5 protein-coding genes are annotated in these 14,853 nt (G+C 45.2%); 3 read left to right on the top strand and 2 right to left on the bottom strand.

The features are described from left to right. Window positions 1-365: SusD/RagB family nutrient-binding outer membrane lipoprotein (locus QZY09_RS10720; protein ID WP_295672224.1), on the top strand; the 365-nt coding region annotated here is incomplete at its 5' end. 535 nt (window positions 366-900) lie between these two features. Here the strand turns inward: QZY09_RS10720 and QZY09_RS10715 are convergent. Continuing rightward, window positions 901-1,143: a hypothetical protein gene (locus tag QZY09_RS10715; RefSeq protein WP_295672222.1), complete on the bottom strand. Its 243-nt coding sequence runs from the start codon at window positions 1,141-1,143 to the stop codon at window positions 901-903. A gap of 87 nt (window positions 1,144-1,230) precedes the next feature. Further along, the gene (locus tag QZY09_RS10710) at window positions 1,231-1,746 is read right to left on the bottom strand and encodes a DUF3237 domain-containing protein (RefSeq protein WP_295672220.1); all 516 of its coding nucleotides are present in this window, start codon (window positions 1,744-1,746) and stop codon (window positions 1,231-1,233) included. A 391-nt stretch (window positions 1,747-2,137) separates the two neighbouring features. Here QZY09_RS10710 and QZY09_RS10705 point away from each other — a divergent pair, with 391 nt between their 5' ends. Both QZY09_RS10705 and QZY09_RS10700 read left to right on the top strand, forming a co-directional pair. Then, on the top strand, window positions 2,138-9,661 hold the full coding sequence (locus QZY09_RS10705; protein WP_295672218.1) for a SpvB/TcaC N-terminal domain-containing protein: 7,524 nt from the start codon (window positions 2,138-2,140) through the stop codon (window positions 9,659-9,661). Between the two features lie 61 nt (window positions 9,662-9,722). Then, a partial coding sequence (locus QZY09_RS10700) for a hypothetical protein (RefSeq protein WP_295672216.1) occupies window positions 9,723-14,853 on the top strand: 5,131 nt, incomplete at its 3' end.

Raw genomic sequence — 14,853 nt, 5'->3', positions numbered from 1 at the left:
TGGCTTTTAATTCCTCAGTTTGGGTAGAAAATAAACCCGCATCGGCTACGCCAACCAGTACTGAAATTAGCTCGGTGTTATCCAATCCTAAAGCTGCCTGGGATGCTAACAATGCACTTAACCTGATCTACGCACAAGAATGGGTAGACCTGTTCCGCCAGCCGTGGGTGGCCTGGGCATTATTGAGGAGAACAGGTGGTGCGACACCCATGGATCAGAGCAATCCGGCTGGATATAAGCAAAACTATGGCAGCCTGCAACGCTACCAATATCCGGCCGATGAACAACTATTAAATAATGCCAACTGGAAGATAGCCACAGGGGGGGCAGATCTTACGAGCACCAAAATATGGTTAGCGAAATAAAGTATTCATCAATCTGCAGGTGTATTTGTTGATGCATTAACTATTAACTGATCATACGCAAACCAATAAGCCCGGAAATTTTCCGGGCTTATTTTGTTTTTGGGGGATTATTTATTTTGAAGGCAGAAAGTAACCAAATATTAAAGCGTCCGTCCGAAAGGTACTTAAGGCTGATGTGGACATGCAGACTGGTTGGTCATTAGTCATTGGTCATCTCGCCCTTGTTGGTGTTGTCACCAACAAGTACCGATATTTCGGGGCGGTAAGCATAGTCCGGCATCCCGGCTTGTTGGTGACAACACCAACAAAGGTGCAAAGAAAGATAGTTTTTTGATGATATTTGAACGACTAATACAACATGGTTATAGACTTTGAGATTATTGGAACTTCATTTAACCATAACAGAGGACAATATATCTATAGATCTCGAATTTTTATTTTTCTGCCCATGTTAGTGTTTTCACCATAGATACCGGCATTTAAGATGCAAGGGTGATCCCGCATCCCGGTTTGCTGGCAAAAATACCACCACCCATCATTTACTATGCTCTTTCAGCAATTCATCAAATAAACGTTCGTGCACCAGGTAAAAGCCTTCAACTGAATACGTTTTGGGGGGCTTATTAACGTCCCACATTTTTACCGATTTATCTCTTTGATCTAAAAGAATATCGGCATAATCCTTATTCTTATAGGCAACTGCCGACTTGATTGCAGGCTCAATTACCTGCTTGTTGGTACAAATAAAATACACCTTACGGAAACAATACTTTGGCATAGCACCAAAGTTATGCTAAAATTATTAGCAAATCAAAGGTTTTTTAACAAAACTTATGCGCCTTACAGGTTAGCCCGCAGCCTTTTATTACAAAATCCGCCAAACCCTTATGATAGCCGCACCCGGCACTTTTTCGGCATTGCATACAAACAGGGCCTTGTTCAGCCAGTCGTATTTACCCAGCGGCGCTTCAAAGGATAATACCGTCCTGAAGTAATATTCGCTTGCCGGTACGGCCTCTCCTTTTGCAAGTTTAGCGGCAACTTCGGGGCTGGCCACCCTGATGCCTGTATTTTTGATGAAGATAAGCGTGCCATCCTCCGTTTTAATGGTATAGCGGGCATCAATTTCGGCCACGCCGTCTTTGCGGATGATTTGCCAGTCGGCGCCTCCGTCAACGATCTCGCCTTTAATAGCCGGCCCAGTTACGGTACCGCCCGTTATTGGTATGATGCGGCGGATGCCATGGGGTGTTTCGCCCGGCACCAATGCGGGGTTCAGTTTTACATTCAGTTCGCATACAAACTGCATTTTGGGGGCCTCCTGGCAATAAGCAAGGCTAAAGCTTAACATTAGTGCTGCCAGGGTAAGGTATCTTTTCATAATTGGTTATATAATCAACGATAATACAAATAATTGTTCCTGCAAACAAGTTGCAGCCGGGCAGCCTTTTTTTCAGAAAAGCCGCAGGTACGCTTATTCCTATTTACAAGAAAAATAGTCCGCAGGCGCTCCCCATTTGTCCTACCCCCTGGTGGATGGACAGTACTTTATAGCTTATGATATCATCCTTTTAATACGCCAGTCACTATATTATAATTACGTAAAAACACTTACGGATTTTGCGTAAGAACCCTATAGCACCTGCTAACAACTCTGTCTAATTTTAACGATAAATAAAATAAGGATTAAGTAACAGTTAAACTTTAAGTATACCCTGTCCTTATCATAAAGCACATAAAGTACTGGTTTAAAAACGCTAATAAAGGAAATAATGGCATTTTCACCGACCAATGAAAACAAGAAAGAGAAACCGGGCGATAGCCAGCGGGACAATGCTGCCTTTTTAAACAACCCGCAAAATAATGCGGCGCAGGCAAAGCCAAATCTCATCCAGTTGCCCTCCATCACCTTGCCTAAAGGCGGCGGGGCAATAAAAAGTATTGATGATAAATTCCAGGTAAATGCGGTTAATGGTACGGCGGGTTATACCATTCCCCTGCCGTTTTCGCCCGGGCGAAATGGCTTTACACCTTCATTATCAATATCCTATAACTCCGGCTCAGGAAACAGCACCTTTGGCATCGGCTGGGGTGTTGAGGTTCCCGCTATCCACCGCAAGACCGAAAAGGAGCTGCCCCAATACCAGGATGCTGTTGAATCAGACACCTTTGTTTTTTCGGGCGTTGAAGATCTTGTACCGCAATTATTGCCCGGGCCCAATAATACCTGGGTGAAAAATTCGGTAACCAACAATAATATAACGGTAACCCGTTACAGCCCGCGCATTGAAAGCGGATTTGCCAAAATTGAAAAGATTGATGACAGCGGCAATGTGTACTGGAAAGTAACGACCAAAGAAAACATCGTCTCTATTTTCGGCAAAAGCAATACGGCAAAACTCAGCAGCCCGGTGCCCGGCGAATCGGGGAGGATATTTAAATGGTGCCTTGAATATAGTTATGATGATAAAGGGAACTTTACCAGTTATTATTATAAAAATGAGAATACCGACAATATTACACCCTCGATATTTGAAAAGAACCGGCTGAATAACATTGCGCCCTGTACAAATACCTATCTGAAAGGTATAAAATACGGTAATACCGTAGCCTGGTACGAAGGGGATGCCCTGCCGGCTGCTTTTATGTTTGAAATGGTTTTGGATTATGGCGAGCACGATGCCGCGAAACCAACCCTTGCCGAAGTAAACAAATGGGATGCAAGGGTCGACGCTTTTTCGGATTTTAAGCCGGGTTTCGAGCTACGCACCCATCGCCTGTGCAAAAGGGTGCTGATGTTTCATCATTTTGCGGCCGAATTGGGCTGGAGCGATTACCTTGTAAAATCGCTGGATATAGTTTATGACGAGCAGCCATGGATCACTTACCTCAATTCGGTTGCCGAAACGGGCTATATCTGGAATACCGACGGCACACTCAAATCATCAAAAACACTGCCGCCTGTTGAATTCTCGTATACGATACCGGGATATTCAAGGGAAGTACAGGAGATCTCGCCGGCAAATGTAGCCAATGCACCCACCGGGCTGAGTGCACCCTACCAATGGACAGATCTGTACAGCGAAGGGATCTCGGGCATATTAAGTGAACAGGCCGATGGCTGGTTTTATAAAGAAAATTTAGGCAGTGGGCAGTTCAGCCCGGCAAAACTGGTAAACCCCAGGCCATCGTTCAGCGGCCTCGCTGACGGCTCACTAGCTATCCAGGACCTGGAAGCCGACGGTGTTAAATACGCCGTGTATAACAGCCCTTCCATAAAAGGATATTTTGAAATGATGCCCGAAGGCGGATGGAATGCATTTTCTCCATTCACGTCGTATCCGAATATTGACATGAAGGACCCGAATTTGAAGTTCCTTGACCTTAACGGCGATGGCATGCCTGATATGCTGATCTCGATGGAGCAGGAGTTTATCTGGTACGAGGCCGAAGGTAAATCCGGATACGATAACTACCACCTGAATGCCAAAATGAGTGATGATGAACTGGGTCCGCGGATAGTATTTGCAGACCAGGACGAACGGCTGATGATTGCCATTGCGGATATGACCGGCGATGGCCTTTCGGATATTGTACTGATCAGCTATGGCAATGTGTGCTATTACCCCAACCTCGGGTTCGGGCGTTTTGGCGCAAAAGTTAACATGCAGATGAGTGGGATTTTTGACGCTGCCGATAGCTTTAACCATAAAATGATCCACCTGGCGGATGTGGATGGCACCGGCACAACTGACATTATTTATACCGGCGGCGCCGCGATACAGGTTTGGTTTAACCAATGTGGTAACAGTTTTAGCCAGCCATCAGCATTTTTTAACCCTTTTGCGGGGTGGGACGATCAAACGCTGCTTTCAGTAACCGACCTGCTGGGCAAAGGCACCTCCTGTTTGGTATGGTCATCTCCACTGCCCTCAAATTCATCGGCGCCCTTGCGGTATATCGATATCATGAACGGTCAGAAACCCCATATCATGACAGGCTATAAAAACAACATGGGCAAGGAGGTTACTTTTGAATATCAATCGTCAACCGGGTTTTACCTTAACGACAAACTTAAGGGGGCAAACTGGGTAACAAAGCTGCCATTCCCGGTTCAATGTGTAAATAAAGTAGTAAGTATTGACCGCGTATCGCAAACCCGCTTTACCAGCCAGTACAGTTATCACCACGGCTATTATGACGCGGCAGAGCGTGAGTTCAGGGGGTTTGCGATGGTTTTACAAACAGATACCGAAGAATTTGACAATTACGTATTGCAAACAACTGGTGCCGGGGCAGTAAACGCTGTTAAAAAGGACCTGTACCAACCAGCGGTGATCACCAAATCATGGTTTCATACCGGGGCCTATCTTAGGATGCCGCAAATGAATCACCAGCTTTCTGCGGAATATTATCCGAATGCCCAGGTAGCCGCCGGCGAAATTACCGACCCTGGCCTGGTAACACAGCTGCAAAAATATACCCTGGCGGACGCTCCCCTGCCGGACGGACTGGCTGCTAATGAAGTGAGTGAATGTTTTAGGGCATTGAAAGGCTTGCCGCTTCGCCAGGAAGTTTATAGCGACGAAGGCGATGCTGCGGTTCAAATACATCCTTATTCGGTAACACAGTATAACTATGATTTAAAAGTGCTGCAGCCGAAGACCGGGCAGAAATATGCTGTATTTTTACCTCATGAAAAGGAAACCTTAACCTTACATTTTGAGCGTAACCCGGCCGACCCAAGGATAGCGCATAACATCAATGTACAGATCGATCCATATGGCAATGCGCTGCAATCCGCAGCAATTGTATACGGCAGGGTAAATGCAGACATGCAACTGCCAACGGCAAACGACAGGGCAAAGCAATGTCAGCAATGGATCAGTTACACCCAAAATGCTTTCACCACCATAGTAGATAATGCGATTGCTTACAGGCTTCCGGTTTTGTTCGAGACGCAGCAATGGGAATTAAATGCAGCGCCACCACAGCAGCAATTTTTTACAGGCACTGAAATAGGCAACCTTTACAATAGCGCCAACATTAAACTTTACGAACAAACCACCACCCCTGGCGATAAACGAAAAATAGCGCACACACGCACTTATTTATTAAAAAACGACCTGAGCGGCCCTATGCCAATGGGCACTATTGATACCCTTGCGCTGCCTTATCAGAATTACCAGCTTGCTTTCACTCCTACCCTGCTGGCAAGTATTTATGGCGCAAAAGCCAATGAAGCCCTACTGCGCAACAAGGGGAATTATGTACGGCTGGAGGCTGATAATGATTACTGGATCGCTTCAGGTAAAACCTATAACTATCCCGATTTAAGCGCCACGCCGAATGCATCAGCTATCCCACCGCCAACGCATGCTGATATTATTTTTGCAAAGGCCAATTTTTACCTGCCCGTTGCTTATGAGGACAATTTCGGCAACCTGAGCAAGGTGTTTTATGACCCTAATAAATTATTCACCAACAAGACCGTTGATGCTAAAGGAAACGAAACTAATGTAGAAGCATTTAATTACCGAACGCTTAAGCCCTACCTGCTAAAGGATGAAAACGACAACCGTACCGGTGCGCGTTTTGATGAGTTGGGCTTGGTGGTGAGCACCTTTGCAATGGGCAAAGAAACAGAGTTTAAAGGTGACACTATAGACCTGAACTCTGCAGAAGCCTCGGCGCTTGATCAACCTACCACTACCTTAAGCTACGATTTCAGGTATTATACAACAAACGGGCAACTGCCAAACCGCGTTACGCTAATGGCGCGCGAAAAGCATTACTATGCAGATCCGGAACCCGAAACAACAAGCACCATTGCCAACTGGTGGCATAACCTGTTTGGCGGAGGTACAGATAACACTCCACCTCAAATTGAACAGAACATAGTATGGCAAACTACCTATTCTTATTCAGATGGATCAGGCCACGAGGTTTTAAAAAAGGTGCAGGCTGCCCCGGGCATGGCCCCTCAACGGGACGCCCAGGGAAAACTTATGCTGGATGCCAATGGAAATGTTATCCAAACTGATACCACCCCTGATTTAAGGTGGGCAGGCAACGGCCGCACAATTGTGAACAACAAAGGCAAGGCAATAAAACAATACGAGCCATTTTATGATAGTTCGCCTGAATACAATACCGAAAGTGAATTGGTAGAAATTGGTTTTACGCCCATCTTATACTATGACGCTGTGGGCAGGCTCATCCGCAAAGAAAATCCTGACGGCACTTTTTCAAAAATAGAATTTGATGCCTGGATGCAGCAGACCTGGGATGAAAATGACACCGTAACTGATAGTGAATGGTACCAGCGCAGGATAAACGGCGGAATGACTGAAGCCGACCAGGAAGCTGCTCAGAAAGCAGCCGTACATTATAATACCCCGGCTGTTATTTACTTCGATTCACTTGCAAGGCCATTTTTCGCAGTTAACGACAACAAAACGCAGCGAAGCAACGAAGTAATTACCCAGGAGTTTTTCTATAACCGTACGGAGCTGGATATCCAGGGATTGGCATTAAGTACAACAGACGCACGCAATAACGTGGTGATGCAATGGAAATACAATATGCTCGGTCATATTGGGTACCAAACCAGCATGGATGCAGGGGAAAGGTGGATGCTGGCCGATGTAATGGGCAAGCCGCTGAACCTTTGGGATAGCCGGCAGCAAATATTTACCTATGAATATGATGAACTGCGCCGCCCACTGAACCTGTTGGTTAATACAGGCGATGGCTACGGAAACTATGTTTTCGGACAGTATATATATGGCGAAACGCTCGCCAACGCCAAAACACTTAACCTGCTTGGCAAAGCTTATAAGCATAACGACACTGCCGGTACAGTAACCGTATTGGGTTGTGATTTTAAAGGAAATATTTTAAGTACAACACGGCAATTATTAACCAATTACAAAAAAATACCCGACTGGGCTACGGCCCCGGCATTGGATAGTGATAGTTATACTACCGACTCGGTTTATGATGCCATGAATCGCCCGGTAATGATCACCTCTCCCGACAATAGCATTTTTGTGCCTGGTTATGATGAAGCAAACCTGTTGAAAAGCATGGATGTAACTTTGCAGGGCACTGCACCATCAACAAATTTTATCGCCGGTATAACCTATAATGCAAAAGGACAGCGCGAAAATATCAGGTACGGAAATAATACGCTTACAAAATACAGTTACGACGTTGTAACCTATCGGATAACGCGCGTGCTGACTACTGCCAACAATGGCAATAACGTGTTGCAGGACCTGAATTATACCTATGACCCTGTTGGTAATATAAGCCGGCAGTTTGACAATGCCCAGAAAACCGTTTTTTATGGCGGGCAGCAGGTTGAAGCACAAAGTGATTATATCTATGATGCTATTTACAGGCTGGTACAAAGCAATGGAAGAGAGCATATCGGGCAGGTTACATACAACAACCAGGACAATTGGAGCGATAGCTGGAGTAGCCTTTCACTGCAGCCAAATTCACCAGTGCAAATGCGCAATTATGCTGAAAAATACTTTTACGACGGTGTTGGCAATATTACGAAAATGCAGCATATCGCCGGTAACCCGGCCATGCCTCCCGGTAACTGGACGCGTGCTTACCAGTATAATGCCTCAAACAATCAGCTTACAAAAACCAGCGCAGGCGGGCAAAACTATGCCTATAGCTATAATCAACATGGCAGTATGCTGGCCATGCCCCAACTGCAGGTAATCGACTGGAATTTCCAGGAAGAAATGCAACATGCAAATTTAGGCGGAGGTGGCAATGCCTGGTACGTTTATGACAGTGCCGGCAGTAGAACACGCAAGGTAATTGAACGTACAGATGGCACGGTGGACGAACGCATTTACCTTGGTTCCTGTGAAATATACAGGGAACGGAGCGGAATAAATATCACGCTTGAACGACAAACCCTGCATATTATGGATGATAAAAGCCGCGTTGCAATGGTTGAAACCCGCACTAAAGGCAATGATGGCTCACCCAAGCAATTAATAAGATATCAATACAGCGATCTCCTTGGAAGTGCGTCACTGGAACTTGATGAGGCTGCAAAAATAATCTCCTACGAGGAATACCATCCTTTTGGAACATCAGCTTATCGTGCCACGGATGCGAGTCGTCAGGTTCCTGCCAGGCGCTATCGCTTTACAGGCATGGAAAGAGATGATGAGACGGGATTAAACTATCACACCCAACGTTACTACATACCTTGGCTGGCGAGATGGACGGCGACCGATCCGATTGGAATTGGTGATGGATTAAATGTTTACGCCTATGTAAGGAATAATCCTGTTTTAATGATTGATAAAAACGGAAAAGAAGGTGATGTCCCTGGCAATCCCCCTACACTTGACACGGAGGCAATGAAGCAAAAAGTGCAGGCTACTATTGATTACGCAGAAAAACAACTTCCGGGAGCTGATGAGTACCGGCATGGCTTAGCAGCAGAGCAAGTGGAGCAGGTAAACGCCCTCAATGCCTTAAAGCCAGAGCAAAAGCAAGAACGGGCAGAATTACAGGGCAAGATTGACGCCAAAGCCATTGATTTGAATGCTGCCAATGAAAGAGTTAATACCTTGAAAACGATGATCGCCGAATCGAAAAAGACACTGGCGGATATAATCGCGTTTGAAAATGACCAGCAGGCTGAACAAAAGGCCAAGGGCGATCCGGACTGGCAGCTACAGTTCGGACCTGCTTATCAATCAAATCCCAATCAATTTGGTGGCGTGGTGCAGGGCGCTTACCAGAGCAGAAACCTGTTGTACAGCCGTTGGCTCAACTCTAAAAATAATAATTTCCATTTTCAGGGAGGACTTGTACAGCCTACAGCTACTTTGCAATACGGACACCTTGCTGTGGCCAAGCCGTCAGGTGTAACGCTACCTGATAAATTCCCACCGCCTGATACATTACAAGGAAGTTATACCGTCAGTCCTTTTGCCCTCGTAATCGGCGACCCTGAAAGGCAAAGATTTACGCTCACCGCGCCATTTGGAGTAGCTGCGTCAGTCGCCGGCGATATTTTTGGCCAAACCAAAGGTAGCCAAAGCAGCGGCAGACACGAACAGATCCTATTCGTAGGAAGTTTACAGGCGGATTATGTATTTCACGATTATCTGTCGGTAACCGGCGTATTTGGTAGGCAGGGGGGTGTAGATTTCGGACCATCCGGATCTTCGGCAACAAAAGCCTGGGCTGGGTCATTACTATTAACAATTCACCTTGGTGGAGGGCAGGTAAAAGCACCTGAAAAAAACTGACACGACCTATTAAAAAAAACAATAAAGAATATTAAAAACGAATCAATAAAAACAATCTATCATGGCAACACCTAAGCTTAGTACCAACCTGGTAAAACGTTTAGATACAATTAAAAAAGTAATTGGCGATAAAGACATTAACGCTAAAGTTGAAAGTTCATACGCTGAAGCTAAGGGTAGCTGGTCGGCGGTGTTGGGTAATTTAAAAGCTGAGGGTTTGGATGAACCAACGTTGGCCAAACTCGACCTTGTGCATTCGCTTGCCGAAATTACAGGAAACCATGCGGATTTAGTTAAGTCGATCTCAAATCAGCCGGAGGTGGTTTCCATGCGGGATGTTGCCCTGAATTATGATGCGGCATCTATTGCAACCATGATCAAACCAAAGCAGGTGCCCGCAGGGACCATTGGTGGCACAGAACAGGAAAAGGTAAATAACTTTGCCACATCGATACATGATAAAATTTTTGCCGCACAAACTTCGGCTGTAATACAGCGCATGGCTACAAATGGCACGTTGCCGGTTGCCGATGCAGGGCTTCGCAATAATGTAGCGACTTTTTTAAATAACCAGCCTGATTTTAACATTCGTAAAACCTCCGTTTACACTGCGATAAGCCAGGCCGATGCATTTAACGATATACCGGAAGAAGCCCAACAGCCCTTAATAACGCAGTTAAAAACACTGCAGCGTGTACAGGCGATCAGCACCACCCCCTCTGCAGTAACTGAATTAATGAAGGCAAATGTCGCCAGCGCACAACAGGTTGCTGATATGACGGAAAAAGATTTTCATAAACAATTCGGCAATGCATTGGGCACAGAAACAGCATCGGCGGTATACAACAATGCGCTCAATGTTAAAATAAGAAACGAACATGCTTTAATGGCGATAAAAGATGCGGTACATGGAACAGGTATCGCTGCAATTGATGGCACGCAAACCAGGCAGGATAGAATGTCAACTTTTGATGCATTGGCGGAACAAAACAAAGTCCCGGTTAATTGGGAAGGCCTGTTTGGCAGTGTCGACCTTTGTGAATGTGAAGATTGTAATTCAGTTTACGGGCCGGCATCCTATTTTGTTGAGTTGCTAAATTATTTACGAAACAATAACCTCGATCCAAATCCTGCTGATCCCAACACTGCAAATACCGGTAAACCGGGTATAGCAGGCACGCCGCTTGAGATACTTTTCAGGCGCAGGCCTGACTTAGGTTGCCTTGAACTTACTTGCGCCAATGCCAATACCGTTATGCCGTATATCGATATTGTGAACGAAATTATGGAAAGCTTCATCATGCACGAAGCGCAATACGATGCAGATACAAATTCCCCGAGGCAATTGACACTTGACGTATGGAATGTTGAAGATGAGTCATCGGCAGATTTGCTGGCAACGCCGCAGCATACCAATTACAACGCATATTGCATTTTAAAAAATGCAGTTTATCCCTTTACATTACCTTATCACCAGCCCATTGATGCCATCAGGATCTTTCTTAATTTCCTGAATTCGAGCCGCTATGAGTTAATGAATACCTTTACATCGGTTACAGAAGCAGATATCAATAACGGTTTACCTGCGCCGGGGAATCCGGCAGGCCCGAATGACGGTGAGCTGGAAACGTTGATACAAACAGCGATTGGCCGTGGGACCGATGCTGAATTTTTGGGGCTCACGCAGGAGGAGTACATTATACTAACCAAAGAAGCTTTTTGGGAAAAACACTATTTTGAGCTTACCTGTAATCAAACCCTAACCGACGACCAATATCGCCAAAAAATAAAAGTATACCCGGTTTATGAGTATTATGGATATACTGCGGAAGCGGATATGCTAAGCTTGGATGAGTCGCTGCAATCAGGTCTCACCTTCGTTAAAAAACAGTTTCTGCCGCGCACCGGGATTCTCTATACCGATTTGATCGCTTTACTTGAGACTCAATATATCAACCCATACATGCCCCGGGGCAGGGCGCTGGATATAATGGAAAGCCTGAGGTTCAGCTACCGTTTCTTACAAACACTGGTAACAACACCTTCAAGCGATCCCAACCGGTATGCCAAACTGATCACTTATTTACAAAATGCACAGTTAATGGTTCCATGGCTGCAGGCATTGATGCACCCGGATCCCTGTCATCAAAATTGCACCTGCAACACCATCAGTTGCGAAGACATTGCTTGCTGGGTGAAATGTTATTTTGAAAAAGTAGGCCAGCTAATTGTGCTTGATTCAGGTGACGGCCCGACACTGCCGTTCTGGGGAAGAATTATGTCTCGGGGAGATTTTTTTAAGAATAACGCCGGAACATTTAACGATTGGGAGTTAAATAAATCAGGCCATATTTATTTTAACGGAGTGCTTACAGGCAGTGTTACTGCTACCGGAAATACTATCGGAACGGACGGAAACCCCTTGCCAAATCCTGACGGATCAGGTACGACATTTGTTGGGAAAGTAATTGATTCAGGCGGCAGGTGGGTTGGTGACTTCCAGGACGGAATTCTCTATGACATAAGAAGTGAAAGCTTTAATGCGGCAGGAAATTATCAGCAACCGCCGGTAGTACAATGGCTGCCGGTAGGCGACTCATGCGACATCGGTACGGTAAGACTGATACATTTAGATGGCAGCAGCGTTACGACGGACGAATATGATAAAATGCAGCGTTTTATTCGCCTATGGCGAAAAATGGGTTGGACGATAGACGAAACAGATAAGGCTATCATGGGCCTGGGGGCACCACAGGTTACAGCCCCCGGCCAGCCAGTGCCTGTTTCAGCCAAGGATTGTTTCAATGAATTTACAGACGATTGCAGCAAAGGCGGTACTAGTGATTGTGGTTGCGGCACAACCGTTGATTGCGGTTGCAGCAGCAACTATGCGGACGGACTTTTAAATTGCGATATTACACCTGATTATTTGCACCAGTTGGTGTTTGTTAAAAAATTACTTGACAACACCGGGCTTGATCTGGTAACGCTCCTTACTTTTTGGACCGATATCAGCACTGTTGGCGATAACTCGCAGTATAAGCAGCTTTTCCTTACCTATAATTTATTGGCGGTTGATACAGTTTTCCAGGCGGATCAGTATGGCAATTACCTGACTACCGCGGCAAAAATAACCGATCATGTTCCGGTGATCATGGCGGCCTTCAACCTGAAAGCAGCGGATATCGCCAATATTATGCAGTATGAAAACATTCCGGATTCGCTAACACTGGGTAATATCTCGATGATATACCGGTACAGCCTATTGATGCGCATTTTGAATATTAAGAGCATTTGGCTGCAGGATGTTAAAACCATTTTTGGCGATCCCTTTGCAGATGCGCAGCATACTGAGGCGTTCATGGAAAATTGGGGCAAAATGGAAGACTATGGGTTTACATTTAAACAATTGAATTATGTAATAAATAATGCAGATGACCCGAAAAAACCGATCAAACCGGCATTTATTTCATTCTTGAAATTGGCTAAAACTTTTTACGATGGCCTCAATGCCATTATTGCCGCTAACCCGGATGTTAATACACAGGATGGAGCTGTACCCACAGCAGCGGTACCGATATTTGCAACGCCTGCATTAACCACAGCATCTCTTTCATTGCTTTTTAACCCGGCAGTTACTGCCCAGGTAATGGCACTATTGCAAGGAACTACCGTTTACAGCACTAACGCCCCGCAAAACCTGGTAACTACCGCAGATGCTTTTACGGCTTTATTAACCGGTACATTGGTACAAAAAATTAAATATGATTTTTTAAATGGAGGTTTACAGGTTACCGGCATTTTAACTAACGCCGAAACAACCGCTGCCAAAGCTTTATTCAGTACCAATGCTGATTGGGGTTCGGCTATTGACAGGCTGAACCTACAGCCCCTGGAATTTTTCAATGACGTACTTTACGGTATCATCACCTCCCCTGCTGATAAGGCTGCTTTATTGCAGGGCGACTTTAATATCCCCGATTCGCAGCAGGACCCAAACAATATTATACCCGATACAGCGCCAATAAAACTCTTTTGCTTTATGAAGGCCTATATGCCTTTCCTGCGCGAGCGATTAATGCATATTTTTATTGTTAATACCTTATCTACCCAAACCGGACTGGATCAGGATATAACCGATATGCTGATCTCGAATATTTTGGTTAGCGGAACACCGTCACAGCCGATAGTAGAAGTATTTAAGAATATCAATAATGCCTATCAACCCGCAGCGGGATCATGGACCGGGTACCTGATCCCTACCAGTACGGATGTTTACACATTTGCCATTACTGTTCAAACCGCTACGCTTGGTGCCGCAATAAACCTGAATGGCCAGGCACTTAACTTTACCCAGCAAGCCGACCCAAACAATGTTTACCTGAGCGAGCCAGTAAAATTACAGGCAGGAAGGGCCTATAAATTCCAGGTTACCGGACTGGATATTAACCTTACCGGTTTGGCCTGGAAAACGCCAACTACACCAAAAAGCACAATTCCTTCATCTGTAATGCTGGTTGATGACCTTACAGATAGTGTTACCAACGCGTTTGTTCAATTGCAAAAAGCAGGCATCATAGTTTCAGTTTTTGGATTTACTGATACCGAAATAAACTATCTGCAACAAAATGGCGCAGATTTTAGCAACCTGGATTTTAACAGTATTACTTTCCAAACCTGGCTTCGTTTGGGTGCTTACACACAATTGCGCAAGTCCCTTCCATCTACAAATTTAAATTTATTGCAGTTTTTTGCATGGGCAAAAGAAACCACAGATACTACAAACCTGAGCGCCCGGATAGTTGCCGTAACAAATTGGCTGCAAAGTGATGTTGATAAACTGCTTGCAGGAAACCACTTTAACCTATTGAATAACAGCCAGTTTTACAATGAAATAAAACTACTTAAGTTACAACAGGCTTTATACGTGGCGGCAAACATCGCCATCGATATTAACCTGCTTTTTGATTGGGCAAAACCGGTATCTAAATTCTGGGTATGTCATGATATTGCTGAAAGCATTCGTAAATCTATAAAAGCGCGATACAAGGAAACTGATTGGGAGCAAGTGGTTAAACCACTTAATGACCAGTTGCGCGAGCACCAACGGGATGCGTTGATCAGTTATTTGCTGGTTCAACAGGACCTGAGAGACTGGGGCGTAACCGATGCCAATAGTTTGTTTGAATTCT

Source organism: uncultured Mucilaginibacter sp., assembly GCF_903913935.1.
Lineage (GTDB): Bacteria > Bacteroidota > Bacteroidia > Sphingobacteriales > Sphingobacteriaceae > Mucilaginibacter.
Note: the sequence above shows the minus strand (reverse complement) of the source record. Positions and strands in the feature narration are given on the sequence as shown.

Coding starts and splice junctions, on each gene's coding strand:
- QZY09_RS10715 (WP_295672222.1), bottom strand. CDS start 1,143: ATGCCAAAGTATTGTTTCCGTAAGGTGTATTTTATTTGTACCAACAAG.
- QZY09_RS10710 (WP_295672220.1), bottom strand. CDS start 1,746: ATGAAAAGATACCTTACCCTGGCAGCACTAATGTTAAGCTTTAGCCTT.
- QZY09_RS10705 (WP_295672218.1), top strand. CDS start 2,138: ATGGCATTTTCACCGACCAATGAAAACAAGAAAGAGAAACCGGGCGAT.